Consider the following 17379-nt stretch of genomic DNA (forward strand, 5'->3'; position numbering starts at 1 on the left):
GTGGCAATCACTGGTCCGTTCGTCGTCGGCGATCGCGTGCAACTCACCGACGCCAAGGGGCGGCACTACACGGTGGTGCTCAGCCCTGGTGCCGAGTTCCACACTCATCGCGGGGCGATCCCGCACGATGGTGTGATCGGCCTGCCCGAGGGCAGCGTCGTGAAGTCCACCAACGGCGACCCGTTCCTGGTGCTGCGCCCACTGTTGATCGACTATGTGCTCTCGATGCCGCGTGGCGCCCAGGTGATCTACCCCAAGGATGCCGCGCAGATCGTCCACGAGGGCGATATCTTCCCCGGTGCCAGGGTGCTGGAGGCGGGCGCCGGATCGGGTGCGCTGACGTGCTCGCTGCTGCGCGCGGTCGGGCCGGCCGGGCAGGTGATCTCCTACGAGGTCCGCGACGACCATGCCGTGCATGCCATCCGCAATGTCGAGACCTTCTTCGGCGAGCGGCCGGCCAACTGGGATCTGCGCATCGCCGACCTCAACGAGTATCCGGTCGCTGACGGAAAGGCCGAGCCCGATCGGGAGATCGACCGGGTGGTGCTGGACATGCTCGCGCCGTGGGAGGTACTCGATACGGTCGCCGGCGCCCTGGTGGCCGGCGGGGTGCTCATCATCTATGTCGCCACCGTCACGCAGCTGTCCCGCACGGTCGAGGCGCTGCGCGAACAGCAGTGCTGGACCGAGCCGCGGTCCTGGGAGACCATGCAGCGGGGCTGGAACGTCGTCGGTCTGGCGGTGCGGCCCCAGCACAATATGCGTGGGCACACGGCGTTCCTGATATCGGCGCGCAAGCTTGCCCCGGGCACCATCACCCCGACGCTGCTCAAACGGCGCAAGCAACAGGTCTAGCGCGGCGGCGTCTGTGGCGCGGCGGGAAGCGGGTTCTGCGCCTGCAACTCGAGCAGTTCATCGGCGGTTTCCCTGGTCAACTGCCAAGCGCCGTCGTGCAGGGTGAACTGCATCGGGAAGGTGAATGGTGCGGCGCCGGGAATCGGATTGGCGGGTGCGACCGTGACTGTCGCCACGACATCCCCGGCATCTCGGCCCTCGCCGCCCGCGCCGTCCGCCCACGTCAGATCGGCCGCCTGAAACGCCAGCGGAGCCAGGCCGGCATCGACGGTGGCCTTGGCGAAACGATCGAGCGCCGCGGCGTCCTCCGGGGTGGCGAATTGCACCAGCGGCACCTTTTGCGCGCCGGGAATCGAAGGGTCGGCCAGCTTTCCCAGTACCTCGGTGAGCGCCTCCGGTGCCGGCAGCGCCGCCGCGGGCGGCTGGAATGGTATCGAGGAAGTGCTGGTGGGAGCTGTCGCCGGGGACTGTGCGGCGGGCCCGCCGCCGGGCTGGTCGGCGCATCCGGACAGCAAGAGCGCCGCCACCGAGGTGACGGCGCTCAATGCCTGCTTCGTGGTGAGGGGCACACCCCCGGTGCGGCGCATTGCCGTACGGTCAGCCTGCCGCCGAGAGCAGCGACAGCGCGGACTGCTTGGTGACCTGCCAGCCGGTGGGGCTGGGCCCTGCGATGAACGTGACCGGCTGGGTGGCGGTGCCGCCGGTGGCCGCGGTCGCGGTGACGTTGGCGGTGGCGACCGGACCGTTGACGTCGATGTCGGCGACGTTGAAGGTGAGCGGGAACTTGCCCTCGCGTGCCGCGTTGCTGTACGCGCGGTCGGCCGCGATGGACTCGAACCGCCCGACGCCGCCCTGGATATAGGGCGCCTTACCGGCGAACGATCCTGGGCTGGCGAGCGCGGTGAGCGTTTGCGTCAACGGCGCGGCCAGATCGGGGGCGGGTGACTGTGGCAGCGGGGTATCCCACACCACAGGAACGATTGCCGGCGCGTTGCTCGCCGTCACCGACGACACGCCCGCAGCTGCGGCGGTCACCAGACCGGCTGCTGCGGCACTGGTCACTACGCCGGTAACGAGGGTTTTGATGAGCACAGTGGTCCTTTCCAACGGGCCAAGTATTCAGTGAGGTTAACAGCGTTGCTGGTGTGTCGAATTCCTAGACCGCACACAAAGGCTGAATCGCCGGTAGCGTTGAAGTTGTTACTGCGCCAACATTCGGTGCGGGAGGGAGCGCAACATGACTGATTCCGAGCGTTCGGGCTTGTCCGCCGAGGATGCCGCCGAACTGGAGAGGTTGCGCCGCGAAGCTGCGGCACTTCGTGAACAACTCGAGCAGACGGTGGGAGCGGGCAGCGGCCTGCGCAGCGCCCGTGACATCCAGCAACTCGAGGCGCGCATCGATTCGTTGGCCGCGCGCAACGCGAAACTGATGGACACCCTCAAGGAGGCCCGTCAGCAGCTGCTCGCGCTGCGCGAGGAGGTCGATCGTCTCGGTCAGCCGCCCAGCGGCTACGGGGTGTTGTTGGCCACACACGAGGACGAGACCGTCGATGTCTTCACCTCCGGCCGCAAGATGCGGCTGACGCTGTCGCCCAATATCGAGGTCGCCGGTCTGAAGCAGGGGCAGACGGTCCGGTTGAACGAGGCGTTGACCGTCGTGGAGGCAGGCACCTTCGAGGCTGTCGGCGAGATCAGCACCCTGCGGGAGATCCTGGACGACGGTCACCGCGCCCTGGTCGTCGGCCACGCCGACGAGGAGCGCATCGTGTGGCTGGCCGAACCGCTGATCGCCGCCGAGTTCCTGCCCGAGGGCGTCGAGGTCGACGAGACCGACCTCGATGACGGGCAGCCACGCAAGCTGCGCCCCGGTGACTCGCTGCTGGTCGACACCAAGGCCGGTTACGCCTTCGAGCGCATCCCCAAGGCCGAGGTGGAGGATCTGGTCCTGGAGGAGGTGCCCGATGTCAGCTACGGCGATATCGGCGGCCTCACCCGCCAGATCGAGCAGATCCGCGATGCCGTCGAGCTTCCGTTCCTACACAAGGACCTCTACCGCGAGTACGCGTTGCGGCCGCCCAAGGGTGTGTTGCTCTATGGCCCGCCCGGGTGCGGCAAGACGCTGATCGCCAAGGCTGTCGCCAATTCGCTGGCCAAGAAGATGGCCGAACTGCGTGGCGAGGAGTCCCGCGAGGCCAAGAGCTACTTTCTCAACATCAAGGGCCCGGAGCTGCTCAACAAGTTCGTCGGTGAGACCGAGCGGCACATCCGGTTGATCTTCCAGCGGGCCCGCGAGAAGGCCTCTGAGGGCACCCCGGTGATCGTGTTCTTCGACGAGATGGACTCGATCTTCCGGACCCGTGGCACCGGTGTGAGTTCGGACGTGGAGACCACGGTCGTGCCTCAGCTGCTCTCCGAGATCGACGGTGTCGAGGGCCTGGAGAACGTCATCGTGATCGGCGCCTCCAACCGTGAGGACATGATCGACCCGGCCATCCTGCGGCCCGGCCGCCTCGACGTGAAGATCAAGATCGAACGGCCCGATGCCGAAGCGGCACAGGACATCTTCAGCAAATACCTCACCGAGGATCTGCCGGTCAACTCCGACGATCTCGACGAGTTCGGCGGCGACCGCGCGCTGACCATCAAGTCGATGATCGAGAAGGTCGTCGACCGGATGTACGCCGAGATCGACGACAACCGATTCCTGGAGGTCACCTATGCCAATGGTGACAAGGAAGTCATGTACTTCAAGGACTTCAACTCCGGCGCGATGATCCAGAACGTGGTCGATCGGGCCAAGAAGTACGCGATCAAGTCGGTGCTGGAGACGGGGTCGAAGGGTCTGCGTATCCAGCACCTGCTCGACTCGATCGTCGACGAGTTCGCCGAGAACGAGGATCTGCCCAACACCACGAATCCGGACGACTGGGCCAGGATCTCGGGGAAGAAGGGCGAGCGGATCGTCTACATCCGCACGCTCGTCACCGGCAAGAGTTCGTCGGCCAGCCGGGCCATCGATACCGAGTCGAATCTGGGTCAGTACCTGTAGATCGCGGTTTAGAATCCTGCGGTGCAGTCAGCCGGTGTCGACGTTTTCGGCAAGCGCTACGGCGAGGTCTTGTTGGTGGAGGCAGCCGAGGGCGGGCTGCAGGCGACGGTCTACAACACCTTCGGGCTCAACGATTGTCCGGCGCGGCTGTGGGATGCCCTGGACGCCACGGCGATCGCGGCCGAGCATGGTGTGCTCGCGGCGCATCTGAACGGTCCGAGGTACTGGCTGATGAGCCGCATCGAGAAGGCACCCGGTGAGGCCATGCCGCGTGCCACGTTCGGCGGCCTGGACATGCTGCGCCAGGCGACGGTCAGACTGTCGGCGATGAACCCGTCGCCCTACGGCGAGAATCGGGTGGATCGGCGGGCGGTGTTCGTGTTCGACGCCGGACGCCGCGTGTATGAACTCAGCGATCCCGACGGTCGCCGATGGATCATGCAGACCTACAGTCAGACCGTCGACAAGGACCTGGAGATGGCCGACCTCAGCGATCTGGCTGCGCGGTTGTCCCTGCCCGCGGGCTGGGGTTTCCACTCGTATGTCCCCGATGTGCCGGTCGTCGTCGACACCACCGGCGCCGAGGCGATCGTCACCCAGGACGATCTGGCCAACACCTATTCGCTGGTGGACACGATCCCCGCTGCGATCGCACGGAGCTGAGCAAGCACCAGTGCGATCGCAGGGCGCGACTCGGCGCCGGCACGGGTGACGGCCTCGATCCGCCTGGCCAGCCGCACATCGCCGATCGGCACGCGGACCAGATCGCGTGCCAGCGTGACGTAGCGGGGTAGCAGGGCGATACCGATCCGGGCGGCAACCAGTTCTTCGGCGACGCGAAAGTCGTTCACTCGTTGAATGATTCGCGGGCTGGATCCGGTCAGGGTGGCCATCGACTTGAACGCATCGTCGACCATCAGGCCGCCCGCCACACCGACCCAGTCCTGGCCGGCGAGTTCGGAGAGATCGACCCGGGGCCGCGTTGCCAGCGAGTGCGTCGGCCACAGCAGCACATCGAGCGGTTCGCGCAGGAGCACCGTCGAGCTGAACCTCGGTCCCCATGAGCTCGTATCGCGGTCGTCGCGGTGCACGACGACCACGTCGAACTCCGTGAGCTGCTGGGGTGCGTGGGCCGCCGGAACGTCGATATCTCGGCCGAGTACCTCGACACCGTGTGCGCCGGCGTCGCCGATCAACGGCGCCAACAACATCGCGGCACCGGACGGGAAGAACGAGACCGTCACCTGACCGCGTGGTGTGCTGCGATAGCTGTCCATGTCCGCGTGCGCCCGCTCCAGCGCTGCCAGCACGTGGTCGGCGTGACCGACCAATACCCGTCCGGCATCGGTGAGCCGGACACGGCGGCCCGCAGGCTCGAGCAGGGTGACACCGGCTTCGCGCTGCAACGTCTTCAACTGCTGGGAGACCGCCGATGGTGTCATCGACAGCACGTCGGCGACCGCGGCGACCGTGCCGTGGTCGGCGAGTTCGCGCAGCATCCGCAACCGATGCACATCCATGTAGTGATGCTACTTCTATCGTTAAGAATCTGTAGCTGGACTGCATGGTTGTCGAGCGGCCACGCTGTCCCGGTGACCCGTTACCGCGTCGACCTCGCTCTGCTGGCCGTGGCGGCAGTCTGGGGTTCGAGTTACCTGGCCATCAAGGAATCCGCCGTTCCCTCAGGGGTGTTCGGCTTCCTGGCGGTGCGCTTCACCCTTGCCGCCGTCGTGCTGGCCGTGCTGATGGGGCGGCGATTGCGGCGTATCACGCGCGCCGAGCTCGCTTCGGGCTCGCTCTTCGGGGTGATCCTTGCCGTCATCTGCATCGCCGAGACCTACGGAGTGACGCAGACATCGGCGTCCAACGCCGGACTCATCATGGCGCTCACCGTGGTCGTGACGCCGCTGCTGGCGCGCGGCGGAACCCCTGCGCTGTTCTACGTGCCCGCGGCGATGGTGGTGCTGGGGTGTGCGCTGCTCACCCAGTCCGGTGGCTTCACCGCGCCAGGGGCCGGTGATGCTCTGATCGCGCTGGCTGCGGTGGTGCGCGCACTCCACATCACGGTGATGGCGCGACGTCCGGGCATCGTCGATCCGGCGGCGGTGACCCTGATCCAGCTGTGCACCGTGTCGGTGCTGACCGCGGTACCGGCGGTGCTGCTCGGTCAGTCCGGCGCGGTGCTGGACATGTCGCTGTGCCAGTGGGCCCTGACCGGGTATCTCGCCATCGCCTGCACGGTGTTCGCGTTCGGGCTCCAGGTCTGGGCGGTACGGCGCAGCTCGCCGGCCCGGGTGGCGCTGATGCTCGGCACCGAGCCCGTATGGGCGGTCCTGATCGCGGTCTGTCTCGCGGGGGAGTCGCTGACACCGGTCGGATTGCTGGGCGCGGCAATGGTTCTCGCGGGCACCCAATGGGGGCGCGCGGTTCAGTCCCGGCCCGCCGCACCCGCGCCTGCGCCGCTACCCGCGGGCCCGGGCATGCGTTCGCCGATGCTCAGCAGAGGTGGACGATGGCGGTCTTGTAGATGAAGGTGGCGTCTTCGTGGTTGACGTTCTCGTTGGTGTTCTCGTAGATGGCATCGAGCGTGACCTGCATGGGCACCCCGTTGGCCAGGTCCTTGCAAACCGAGTACCCGAGATCCAGGGCGACATCCTGGGAGGTGTCGCCGTATCCGTATTCGGTCAAAGCGGTGAAATAGCCTGCCTCGTCGGCATAGGCAGGCGCGGCGAATGCGAGCCCGGCTGCGAACAAACCAGCGACGGCGGGCAGCACGAATTTAGCCATGATGATTTCCCTTCATCCCGTGTTGCGCAGTAATCGACACTCACAGGACGGTCGCCGGTGATGCGCAGCGTAGGGATTCTATGTCCGAGTCTGACAATTTGCAGTGCAAACTCCGAGACTCAGCTGGCAGACTCCATGTCCAGGTAGGCGTCACGGCCGGCGAGGCTGACGGCAACGTCGGCGACCAGTGGATCGAAGAACCGCTCGCGGTACAGCGGGTCGACACTCGTGCTCACCGTGAAGTACAGGCCCGAGAGCACCGCGACGAACAGCGAGGTGTGCACCACCGTCTGCGGAATCGGAATGTGAATTCCGAACCAGGTTCCCGCGCAGGGGGGTTCGCCGACCGCGCAGGTCTGCTCACCGGCCCACAGCACCGTCACCTCATAGGGGACCGCGATGATGCCCAACGCAAGGAAGAAGGCGAACAGGCCCGCGGTGAACAGCACCACCTGGATGGCCTGCGACACCACCATCACGGCCACCACGTTGACCTGTTCGGCGCGCGACAGTGGCGTGCGGGTGGGCTGGTGGCCGGCGGGCGGGGCCAGCGGGGTCCCGGCAAGCAGGCTTGCCGGATCGGTTTGCCCGGCCCGATCCTCGCGCAGTGCCTTGACCTCGTCGCGGATCGTCGTGACCATGAACAGCAGGGCGATCAGAGCCAGGAAACCGATTGTCTGCCAGAGGCGTTGCCGGGTCATGCGGGCGGCGAGCTGCCACAGCTCACCGGTGAAGTAGACCACCACGGTGAGCATCAGCAGCGGCAGTGCACGGCTCATCAGATTGCCGAGCGCACCGAGCTGGACCCAGGCGAAGCGAAATGCCCATGACGCGATCGATCCGAAACCCAGGTAGGTCAACCAGATCGCGATGAGCGAGATCAGCACGAAGAGCGGAACTTCGGCGGCCGCCGCGGCGGTCGCGCCGTTGACCGTCACGGGCATGACGATGACGAAGATCGCCATGACCAACCAGGCGCCCCACCGGCGCACCACCTCGCCGAGCGTGGTGTCGCGGCGATGCAGCACATACAGCGCGAAGGGCGCGGCCAGCAGAACCACGGCGATGATGCCGAGGCGCAGCGCGTATCCGTAGTTCGGTTCCGCGCCGGTGATCTCGGCAAGCAGCATCGTCACCGCCGTCAAGGCTCCGACCGAGCTGATCATCGGGGCGGAGCGCTCGATCAATGCACGCGATCGCACGCGCCGGGTGAGCACCAGCGGCAAACCTCTGTGCAGGAACCACTCGTGCACCTGCTCGTCGCTCGCTCGTGGGCTGGACTCGGACACCGCCATATTGTGCGGTATCGGTGGCCGGTTGTTTGGCACAGTGGACGCATGAGACCCGTGCTGACCCGCCCCGGCGAATGGGGGATCTCGGCACGGTCGGCATTCGTCGCGGCGAGCGTGGTGCTCGGCGCGCTGGCCGTCACCGCGGTCGTGGTGTCCTGGGTGCTCTACCAATCGATGCTCACCGGCGTCGACAACGCCGCGGCCGCGCGCGTGGCCCGGGTGGCCGCAGCGGTCGCCACCGGTGGCCCGGCCGCGCTGGATGCCGAACTGTTGTCGACCGATACCAGGATCCTGTCCGTCCAGGTGATCGACGGCCAGTCCACCGTGGTGCGTCGGTCGCCGGGCGCACCGGATACCCCGTTGATCCCCATCGACCAGATCGGTCCCGGCCCGTTGATCGGTATGCCAGAACATGATTCGGCAGTGGGTCAGATTCGGTTCAGCGCCCAGTCGGTGGTGGGGCCCGACGGGGATCGCTACACCGTCGTGGTCGGTGAGGGCAGCCGTGTGGTCATCTCGACGGTCGCCACCGTGGTCGGTGCGCTTGCGGTGGCGGCGCCGGTGGTGATCGGGGTCTCCGCCGCGGCAACGTATCTGTTGGTGCGCCGATCGATGCGATCGGTGGACGATATCCGGTCCCGGGTCGCCGAGATCACCACATCCGATCTCACCGGTCGGGTCCCGGTGCCCGAGGGGCGTGACGAGATAGCGGCGCTTGCGCTGACGATGAACCAGATGCTCGCGCGTGTCGAGGCCGGCCACGCCGCCCAGCAGCGCTTCGTCGGCGATGCCTCTCACGAGTTGCGCAGTCCGCTGGCCACGATCATCTCCGCTCTCGAAGTCGCTCAGGCCCATCCGGAACTGCTCAATGCCGAGCTTGCCGAGCACACTCTGATGCCGGAGGCGCAACGCATGCGCTCGCTGATCGACGACCTGCTGTTATTGGCCCGCGCCGATGAGCGGGGGTGGAATCTGCGTCGCGATGATGTCGATCTCGACGACCTGGCCGCCGACGCGGTGCGTCGGATGCGGCGCGAGATCGACGGATCGACCGATGCGGGAGCGCGTATCGAGGTGCGGTCCGTCATCGAGCCGGTGCGCGTCAGCGGCGATCCGGCCGCGCTGGCCAGGGTGCTGCGCAACCTCGTCGACAACGCCGCGCGCCACGCCGTCTCGTCGGTCGAGGTCGAACTCCGCACCACCGGTGACACCGCGGTGCTCAGCATCGGCGATGACGGGCCGGGAATCCCGCCTGCGGACCGGCAGCGGGTGTTCGATCGTTTCGTGCGGCTGGACGAAGGGCGCTCGCGGGATGCCGGCGGTACCGGCCTCGGGCTGGCCATCGTCGCCGAGATCGTCGCGGCGCACCGCGGTCGGGTGAGCATCGAGGACCGCCCCGGCGGCGGTACCCGCGCGGTGGTTCAGTTGTCGTCGGCGGTCAACCGGTAGCCGACGCCGCGGATGGTTTCGATGGTGCTGGTGCCGAAGGGGATGTCGATCTTCCGTCGGACATAACCGATGTAGACCTCGACGACATTGTCCGGACCGTCGTAATGCGCGTCCCAGACGTTGTGCAGGATATCGGCCTTCGTGACCGCGACGTTCTTGTTGCGCATCAGGTACTCCAGTAGGCCGAACTCGCGTGGGGTGAGCGAGAGCGCCTTGTCGCCGCGCTGCACCGTGCGCCGACCCGGGTCGACCGACAGTGTTCCGGCGGTCAGCACAGGTGGCTGGTGGGGTGCGGCACGCCGAACCAGGGCCTTCAGCCGGGCGACCAGCACGATGAAGGAGAACGGCTTGGTCAGGTAGTCGTCGGCGCCGAGGTCAAAGGCGTCGGTCTGGTCGTACTCACCATCCTTGGCGGTCAGCATCAGCACCGGGGTCCAGACCGATTTGGCGCGCATCCGGCGCAGCACCTCGTAGCCGTTGAGGCCGGGCAGCATGATGTCGAGCACCACGACGTCGAAATCGTTCTCGGTGGCCTGCCACAGACCGTCGACGCCATTGGCGGCCTCGACGACGACGAACCCCTCGGCCCGCAGACCGATGGCCAGGGTGGAACTCAGCCGAGGTTCGTCCTCGACGATCAGCACTCTCATAGACCTCTATGTCTACCGGCTTGGTGGTCGGCCCGGGATGCGCGGGGCGCACCGGTCGAGCGCGAGGTCGGCGCGTCACGTGTGCACCGGCCCCCACGCCCCGCTGTCAACGATGAGCATGACGGTGTGGCCACGCGTGGCGCGCCGACGGTCTGGCGCGTCATGCGACGTCTCGACCAGCTGCTTTCTGCTATGGCTGCAGTCGACGATAGCCGTCGGCCGCGGCATGGGCGGCGGAATCGAACATACTGCCGGCCGACATCATCGGTGCACGTGAGCGCGGTCACAGCATCGAAACCAAGGTCACAATTCGGTAACGACACCCTCTGGTGTGCGGCGCTGGGGATTGTCAGGCTTTCCCCAGGTTGGGGTGATGTCACGGTCGACGCTTCGTGGGTGGTGGTGGTTGATCGCCGCGCAGCCTTCTGATTACGTTCATCTCACCGAAGATACGAAACTCCCCAATGATCGATAACTGCTCGGTGGTGACTTTTACTGAAGATGAACGGCACGACCAAAACCCCTGTCCCGCAAGATGGAAACGGCGAGATCCCGGCGCCCGTGCTGCGCCGGCCGCGCGGTAGCGATGCGATCGCCATCCGGCGCCTGGTCGCCGAAACCGATGTGCTGGACCTCAATTCGACATACGCGTATCTCTTGTTCGCCACCGACTTCGCCGACACCTCGGTCGTTGCCGAGGTCGACGGTCGGGTGACGGGAGTCATCACCGGCTACTCGCCGCCGAACCGGCGCGCGGTGTTGTTCGTCTGGCAGGTCGCCGTCGCAACGGCCATGCAGGGCAGGGGGATCGCCGCCGCGATGCTCGACAACCTGGTGCACCGCGTCGCACGAGACGGTGGTGGCCGACCGCTCATGGTGGAAGCCACCGTCGCCCCCGACAACGCGCCGTCGCGGGCGTTCTTCGCGGCATTTGCCCGACGCCACGGTGTGCCGATGGCGGAGCAACCGCATTTCACCGCTGCGCAACTCGACCCCGATCTGACCCATGCCGACGAACCGCTGCTGCGCATCGGACCCGTCGTCGCTCCGGCAACCACCTGATCACGCGCTCTTCCCCCGCAAAAACACAGTGCACCAAACCATCTCGTTGAAGATGGTCGATATCCAATGGAGGATAGTTTCTTGCTGCTCGAACCAACCCTGCTTCACGGTGCCTCATCGCTGAGCGAGGCCGACCTTCCCGCGGTGTACGCGTCGGTGGAGTCCGAGGTCCGCAGCTACTGTCGGGCCTGGCCGACCACCCTGGCAACGGCCCGTGACTCCTGGGTCACCGATACCGAGGGGCGCACCTTCCTCGACATGTTCGCCGGAGCGGGTGCGCTGAACTACGGACACAACAATCCGATCCTCAAGCGCGCCTTGCTGGACTACCTCGCCGCGGACGGGATCGTGCACTCACTGGATATCGCGACGACCGCCAAGCAGCAGTTCCTGGAGACATTCGAGCGCTTGATCCTCACCCCGCGCGGACTCGACTACAAGGTGCAGTTCCCCGGTCCCACCGGTGCGAACTCGGTCGAGGCGGCCTTGAAGCTGGCCAGGAAGGTCACCGGTCGCGAGTCGATCATCAGCTTCACCAATGCCTTTCACGGGATGACCCTCGGCGCACTGTCGGTCACCGGCAACTCCATGAAGCGCGCTGGTGCGGGCATCCCGCTGGTACATGCCACCCCGATGCCCTATGACAACTATTTCGGCGGCGTCACCGAGGACTTCGGCTGGTTCGAGCGCGTGCTCGACGACTCCGGCAGCGGCCTGAATCGCCCCGCCGCCGTGATCGTCGAGACCGTCCAGGGGGAGGGCGGACTCAACGTGGCGCGCGTGGAATGGCTACGCGCCCTTGCCGACCTCTGTCGCGACCGCGACATCCTGCTGATCGTCGACGATGTGCAGATGGGGTGCGGTCGCACCGGGGAGTTCTTCTCCTTCGAGGCCGCAGGCATCGTGCCCGATATCGTCACGCTGTCGAAATCCATCAGCGGTTACGGACTGCCCATGGCGCTGACCCTGTTGCGTCGGGATCTGGACGTGTGGGCGCCCGGTGAACACAACGGCACGTTCCGCGGCCACAACCCGGCCTTCGTGACGGCCGCCAAGGCGCTCGAAACATATTGGTCGAGTCAACAATTCGCCACCGAGACGGCCCAGAAGGGCGCGATGATGCGCGATGGGCTCGACCGTATCGCGGCGAATCACCACGGTGTGTCGGCCCGCGGCCGCGGCATGGCGCAGGGACTGCGTTTCGAGGAGGCCGAGGCGGCCGGACGGGTCTGCCGGGCCGCCTTCGACCGCGGTGCCTTGATCGAGACCAGCGGGCCGTCCGATGAGGTCGTCAAACTGCTTCCGCCGCTGACGACTTCGCGTGACGATCTGGAATCGGGACTGCAGATCCTCGCCGAATCGGTCACCGCCGCCGTCTGAGAAGAATCCACCGCACCCGCAACGAGGAGTTGATTTCATGATCGTGCGCACCACCGCCGAGATCACCGGCACCGAACGCGACGTGGCAGCAGGCGCCTGGCGATCCAAGCGGATCATCCTGGCCGGCGACGGGGTCGGATTTTCCTTCCACGAGACCGTCATCGAATCCGATTCGGTCAGCGAATTCCACTATCAGCATCATGTCGAGGCGGTCTGGGTGACCGAGGGCCGCGGCACCCTGACCAATCTGGAGACCGGGGAGGACCATCAGCTGGGACCGGGAACCATGTATCTGCTGAACGGGCACGAACGGCATCGCGTCACCTGTGTCGAGCAGTTGCGGATGCTCTGTGTGTTCAATCCGCCGGTGACCGGCGCCGAGGTCCACGACGCCACCGGCGCCTACCCGGCGCCGCAGCAGGTGGAGACGGCATGAGTTCCGCTGTTCTGCACGCACTGCACGATCCGTACCCGAGCCGGTTGGACCACGCGATCTCACCGATCGAGCGCCGAGATCCCGCCGTGTGGTGTGACCGGACGGGCGCATCGGGACCGTTGAGCGCCGACGATCTCGATCGCTTCGATGAGCGTGGCTACCTTATCCGCCCCGACACCATCGGCACCGAGGCAGTGGGGCCGATCGGTACCGAGATCGAGCGGCTGGCCGCCGATCTGGCACCCGGTGACCGGCGGCTGATCCGCGAACCGGGTGGTGCGATCCGGTCGATCTTCGCGCCCCATCTACTGAGCGGGTTGATCGCCGATGTGGTGCGCTCGGACACCGTGCTACCGATCGCCCGGCAGCTGCTCGGCGGCGATGTCTACATCCATCAGGCCCGGATCAATCTGATGCCCGGGTTCACCGGGTCCGGTTTCTATTGGCATTCCGATTTCGAGACCTGGCATGCCGAGGACGGGATGCCCCGCATGCGCGCGGTGTCCTGCTCGATCGCGCTGACGCCCAACTACCCCTACAACGGCTCGTTGATGGTGATCCCGGGATCGCACCACACCTTCTATCCCTGCGTGGGCGCCACGCCCGACAACCACCACGAGAAATCGTTGGTGGCCCAGCAGTTCGGTGTTCCCGACCGCGACACGCTGACCAAGGCCGTCGATGCATACGGCATCGACCAGTTCACCGGCGCGGCGGGCAGCGCACTGTGGTTCGACTGCAATCTGCTGCACGGTTCGGGTTCCAACATCACCCCGCTGCCGAGGTCGAATGTGTTCCTGGTGTTCAACTCCGTGGAGAACCGGCTCGTGGCGCCGTACGCCGCGCAGCGGTGCAGGCCCGAACACCTGGCCGCACGCGCCGCGACCGCACCCATCCGCCGATAGACGCGCCGACGTCGCGACGGGGCACGTCGCCTAGGCTCTGGTCATGCAACGGATTATCGGGACCGAGGTCGAATACGGCATCTCCTCGCCGTCGGACCCCACGGCGAATCCGATCCTGACCTCGACCCAGGCGGTGCTGGCCTACGCCGCGGCCGCCGGGTTACAGCGGGCCAAGCGCACGCGGTGGGACTACGAGGTGGAATCGCCGCTGCGCGATGCCCGCGGCTTCGACCTGTCCCGCGGCACCGGCCCGGCGCCCATCGTCGACGCCGACGAGGTCGGTGCCGCCAACATGATCCTGACCAACGGCGCTCGGCTCTATGTCGATCACGCCCACCCGGAGTACTCCGCGCCGGAGGTGACCGATCCGCTGGACGCGGTCATCTGGGACAAGGCCGGCGAACGGGTCATGGAGGCGGCGGCGCGCCATGTGGCCAGCGTGCCCGGGGCGGTGAAACTGCAGCTCTACAAGAACAATGTGGACGGCAAGGGCGCGTCCTACGGCACGCACGAGAACTATCTGATGTCCCGGCAGACGCCGTTCTCCTCGGTGATCGCCGGATTCACCCCGTTCCTGGTGTCCCGTCAGGTCGTCACCGGCTCCGGCCGGGTGGGGATCGGACCCTCCGGTGACGAGCCTGGCTTCCAGCTGTCCCAGCGTGCGGACTACATCGAGGTCGAGGTCGGCTTGGAGACCACGCTCAAGCGCGGCATCATCAACACCCGCGACGAGCCGCACGCCGACGCGGACAAGTACCGCCGCCTGCACGTCATCATCGGCGACGCGAACCTGGCCGAGACGTCGACCTATCTCAAGGTCGGCACCAGCTCACTGGTTCTCGACCTCATCGAGGAGGGGCCGGCGCACGGTATCGACCTGTCCGATCTCGCGTTGGCCCGGCCGGTGCACGCGGTCCATGTCATCAGCCGCGATCCCTCGCTGCGGGCGACGGTCGCACTCGCCGACGGGCGGGAGTTGACAGCGCTTGCGCTGCAACGCATCTACCTCGACCGGGTGGCCAAACTGGTCGACGCCCGCGAGCCAGACGCACGGGCCAGCCACGTCATCGACACCTGGGCGCATGTGCTGGACCTGCTGGAGCGCGATCCGATGGAATGCGCCGAGATCCTGGACTGGCCCGCCAAGCTCAGACTGCTCGAAGGCTTCCGTAACCGCGAGAACCTGACGTGGTCCGCGCCGCGCCTGCAGCTGGTGGATCTGCAGTATTCCGATGTCCGCCTGGACAAGGGCCTGTACAACCGCCTGGTCGCCCGTGGATCGATGCAACGGCTGGTCAGCGAGCAACAGGTGCTCGATGCCGTGGACAATCCGCCCACCGACACCAGGGCGTACTTCCGCGGCGAATGTCTGCGCCGGTTCGGTGCCGATATCGCGGCGGCCAGCTGGGACTCGGTGATCTTCGACCTCGGCGGGGATTCGCTGGTGCGCATCCCGACCCTGGAGCCGCTGCGCGGCAGCAAGGCGCACGTGGGTGCACTGCTGGATTCGGTGGACAGCGCCGCCGAACTGGTCGAGCAGCTCACGACGTGACGGCCGTTAACTCCGGCTAACCCGAGTAATACCGGTGCCGACCGGTAATGTGAAAGAACCGGACAGAGCAATCAGGAGGCAGCGATGGCTCAGGAGCAGACCAAGCGTGGCGGTGGCGGCGGTGAGGACGATGACGTCGCCGGCGCATCCGCGGCCGGGCAGGAGCGTCGCGAGAAGCTTGCCGAGGACACCGACGATCTGCTCGACGAGATCGACGATGTCCTCGAGGAGAACGCCGAGGATTTCGTGCGTGCCTATGTCCAAAAGGGCGGCCAGTGACGGCGTGGTCGAATAAGCCGGTTCCCACCAGTCTCGATATCACCGCTACGCATCTGAACCTGTCGTCGTTCTCGGATTTTCTGAGTCGGCAGGCACCGCAGCTGCTCCCGAGTGGACGCGAGGTGCCCGGCGGACCCGGGACGGATCTGCCGCACGGCACGACGATCGTGGCGATCAAGTACCCCGGTGGAGTGTTGATCGCGGGTGACCGGCGTGCCACCCAGGGCCACATGATCGCCAGCCGCGATGTCCAAAAGGTGCATATCGCCGACGATTACGCGGCTACCGGGATCGCCGGTACCGCGGCCATCGCGGTGGAGTTCGCCCGGCTCTATGCCGTCGAACTTGAGCATTACGAGAAGGTCGAGGGTGTCCCACTGACCTTCCGCGGCAAGGTGAACCGGCTGGCCACCATGGTGCGTGGCAACCTGGGTGCCGCGCTGCAGGGTTTCGTGGCGCTGCCGCTGCTGGTCGCCTTTGATGTGGACGCCGTCGATCCGACCCACGCCGGGCGCATCGTCTCTTTCGATGCCGCCGGCGGGTGGAACATCGAGGAGGAGGGCTTCCAGTCGGTGGGCTCGGGTTCGCTGTTCGCGAAATCCTCGATCAAGAAGCTCTACCCGCAGGTCAGCGATGCCGACTCGGCGTTGATGGCCGCCATCGAGGCGCTCTACGACGCCGCCGACGACGATTCGGCCACCGGTGGTCCGGATCTGGTGCGCGGCATCTATCCGACCGCGGTGCTGATCGGCGCCGACGGAGCTGAGGAAGTGGCCGAGGCCCGGATCGCCGATCTGGCCCGACAGGTCATCGACAAGAGGACACGCGCGGGCGGTAACGGCTGATGAGTTTTCCGTATTTCATCTCGCCCGAACAGGCGATGCGTGAGCGTTCCGAGCTTGCGCGCAAAGGTATTTCACGCGGACGCAGCGTGGTGGTGCTGACCTACGACAGTGGCGTGCTCTTCGTCGCCGAGAACCCGTCCCGCTCACTGCAGAAGGTCAGCGAGCTCTACGACCGGGTCGGGTTCGCCGCGGTCGGCCGGTTCAACGAATTCGACAAGCTGCGGGTGGCGGGCATCCAGTTCGCCGATACCCGCGGCTATGCCTATGACCGGCGCGATGTGACCGGCAGGCAGCTGGCCAACGTCTACGCCCAGGCGCTGGGCACCATCTTCACCGAGCAGGCCAAACCCTTCGAGGTGGAGCTGTGCGTGGCCGAGGTGGCCCATTTCGGTGAGACGAAAGCTCCTGAGCTGTACCGCATCACCTACGACGGATCGATCGCCGACGAACCGCATTTCGTGGTCATGGGCGGCACCACCGAGCCGATCGCCACGGCGCTGGGGGAGTCCTACATCGAGAACGCCACCCTCGCCGAGGCCGTCACGATCGCGGTGAACGCGCTGCGGGGCGGTGGCAACGGGGCCGAACCGCGGGTGTTGGAGCCGTCGACCATGGAGGTCGCGATCCTCGACGCCAACCGGCCTCGCCGGGCGTTCCGGCGGATCACCGGTGCGGCGCTGGAGGCGTTGGTGCCCAGTATCGGCGAGGAGCCCGCAGGGGACGCCGGTGGGGGCGAGCCCGGTGACGGGCAATCCGAACAGCCGGTCGGCTAGGCCGCAACTCGCGGGTCGGGCACGCACACCGAAAACGAACCGCTGGCCAGCCTTGCCCACCGATA

The 17379-nt window shown here is 66.5% G+C and carries 19 protein-coding genes; 13 read left to right on the forward strand and 6 right to left on the reverse strand.

Annotation, left to right across the window (positions count from 1 at the left end):
* Window positions 1-855: a tRNA (adenine-N1)-methyltransferase gene (locus tag G154_RS19490; RefSeq protein WP_019512911.1), complete on the forward strand. Its 855-nt coding sequence runs from the start codon at window positions 1-3 to the stop codon at window positions 853-855.
* Here G154_RS19490 and G154_RS19495 read toward each other — a convergent pair.
* Both G154_RS19495 and G154_RS19500 read right to left on the reverse strand, forming a co-directional pair.
* Window positions 852-1442 (reverse strand): hypothetical protein, encoded by a 591-nt coding sequence (locus tag G154_RS19495; RefSeq protein ID WP_019512912.1) that lies wholly within the window; start codon window positions 1440-1442, stop codon window positions 852-854. The genes G154_RS19490 and G154_RS19495 overlap by 4 nt on opposite strands.
* Before the next feature lie 10 nt (window positions 1443-1452).
* Window positions 1453-1947: a hypothetical protein gene (locus G154_RS19500; RefSeq protein WP_023985772.1), complete on the reverse strand. Its 495-nt coding sequence runs from the start codon at window positions 1945-1947 to the stop codon at window positions 1453-1455.
* 145 nt (window positions 1948-2092) lie between these two features.
* Here G154_RS19500 and arc point away from each other — a divergent pair, with 145 nt between their 5' ends.
* Window positions 2093-3904: a proteasome ATPase gene (gene arc, locus G154_RS19505; RefSeq protein ID WP_019512914.1), complete on the forward strand. Its 1812-nt coding sequence runs from the start codon at window positions 2093-2095 to the stop codon at window positions 3902-3904.
* A 21-nt stretch (window positions 3905-3925) separates the two neighbouring features.
* On the forward strand, window positions 3926-4567 hold the full coding sequence (locus G154_RS19510) for a hypothetical protein (protein WP_019512915.1): 642 nt from the start codon (window positions 3926-3928) through the stop codon (window positions 4565-4567).
* On the opposite strand, the gene G154_RS19515 is transcribed toward G154_RS19510, so the two are convergent.
* A complete protein-coding gene (locus G154_RS19515) occupies window positions 4522-5424 on the reverse strand; it encodes a LysR family transcriptional regulator (protein ID WP_019512916.1) in 903 nt (300 codons plus the stop codon). The two genes, G154_RS19510 and G154_RS19515, sit on opposite strands and share 46 nt — an antisense overlap.
* A 72-nt stretch (window positions 5425-5496) precedes the next feature.
* On the opposite strand from G154_RS19515, the gene G154_RS19520 reads away from it, so the two are divergent.
* A complete protein-coding gene (locus G154_RS19520; protein WP_019512917.1) occupies window positions 5497-6435 on the forward strand; it encodes a DMT family transporter in 939 nt (312 codons plus the stop codon).
* Here G154_RS19520 and G154_RS19525 read toward each other — a convergent pair.
* On the reverse strand, window positions 6401-6691 hold the full coding sequence (locus G154_RS19525; protein ID WP_019512918.1) for a DUF732 domain-containing protein: 291 nt from the start codon (window positions 6689-6691) through the stop codon (window positions 6401-6403). The genes G154_RS19520 and G154_RS19525 overlap by 35 nt on opposite strands.
* A 119-nt stretch (window positions 6692-6810) precedes the next feature.
* Window positions 6811-7980, reverse strand: a complete 1170-nt coding sequence (locus tag G154_RS19530) for a hypothetical protein (RefSeq protein WP_234713088.1) — start codon at window positions 7978-7980, stop codon at window positions 6811-6813.
* Between the two features lie 48 nt (window positions 7981-8028).
* Here G154_RS19530 and G154_RS19535 point away from each other — a divergent pair, with 48 nt between their 5' ends.
* Complete coding sequence (locus tag G154_RS19535) at window positions 8029-9432, forward strand: cell wall metabolism sensor histidine kinase WalK (protein ID WP_019512920.1); 1404 nt, start codon at window positions 8029-8031, stop codon at window positions 9430-9432.
* Here the strand turns inward: G154_RS19535 and G154_RS19540 are convergent.
* Window positions 9405-10082 (reverse strand): response regulator transcription factor, encoded by a 678-nt coding sequence (locus G154_RS19540; protein WP_023985775.1) that lies wholly within the window; start codon window positions 10080-10082, stop codon window positions 9405-9407. The genes G154_RS19535 and G154_RS19540 overlap by 28 nt on opposite strands.
* Before the next feature lie 501 nt (window positions 10083-10583).
* Between G154_RS19540 and ectA the strand changes: the two genes are divergently transcribed.
* The 8 genes from ectA (at window position 10584) to prcA (ending at window position 17314) form a co-directional block, all read left to right on the forward strand.
* Window positions 10584-11144: a diaminobutyrate acetyltransferase gene (ectA, locus tag G154_RS19545; protein ID WP_019512923.1), complete on the forward strand. Its 561-nt coding sequence runs from the start codon at window positions 10584-10586 to the stop codon at window positions 11142-11144.
* Between the two features lie 81 nt (window positions 11145-11225).
* On the forward strand, window positions 11226-12524 hold the full coding sequence (gene ectB / locus G154_RS19550) for a diaminobutyrate--2-oxoglutarate transaminase (protein WP_234713087.1): 1299 nt from the start codon (window positions 11226-11228) through the stop codon (window positions 12522-12524).
* Between the two features lie 37 nt (window positions 12525-12561).
* Complete coding sequence (locus G154_RS19555; protein WP_019512925.1) at window positions 12562-12960, forward strand: ectoine synthase; 399 nt, start codon at window positions 12562-12564, stop codon at window positions 12958-12960.
* Window positions 12957-13865, forward strand: a complete 909-nt coding sequence (gene thpD, locus G154_RS19560) for an ectoine hydroxylase (RefSeq protein WP_019512926.1) — start codon at window positions 12957-12959, stop codon at window positions 13863-13865. Before G154_RS19555 ends, thpD begins: the two co-directional genes overlap by 4 nt.
* Window positions 13866-13908: 43 nt before the next feature.
* Window positions 13909-15417 (forward strand): depupylase/deamidase Dop, encoded by a 1509-nt coding sequence (gene dop / locus G154_RS19565; RefSeq protein WP_019512927.1) that lies wholly within the window; start codon window positions 13909-13911, stop codon window positions 15415-15417.
* Window positions 15418-15501: 84 nt separating this feature from the next.
* The gene (locus G154_RS19570) at window positions 15502-15696 is read left to right on the forward strand and encodes a ubiquitin-like protein Pup (RefSeq protein ID WP_019512928.1); all 195 of its coding nucleotides are present in this window, start codon (window positions 15502-15504) and stop codon (window positions 15694-15696) included.
* Between the two features lie 53 nt (window positions 15697-15749).
* Complete coding sequence (gene prcB / locus G154_RS19575; protein WP_023985778.1) at window positions 15750-16541, forward strand: proteasome subunit beta; 792 nt, start codon at window positions 15750-15752, stop codon at window positions 16539-16541.
* A complete protein-coding gene (prcA, locus tag G154_RS19580) occupies window positions 16541-17314 on the forward strand; it encodes a proteasome subunit alpha (protein ID WP_019512930.1) in 774 nt (257 codons plus the stop codon). Before prcB ends, prcA begins: the two co-directional genes overlap by 1 nt.
* Window positions 17315-17379 lie beyond the last annotated feature (65 nt).

This window comes from Mycobacterium sp. VKM Ac-1816D (assembly GCF_000416385.1).
Classification (GTDB): Bacteria; Actinomycetota; Actinomycetes; order Mycobacteriales; family Mycobacteriaceae; genus Mycobacterium; species Mycobacterium neoaurum_A.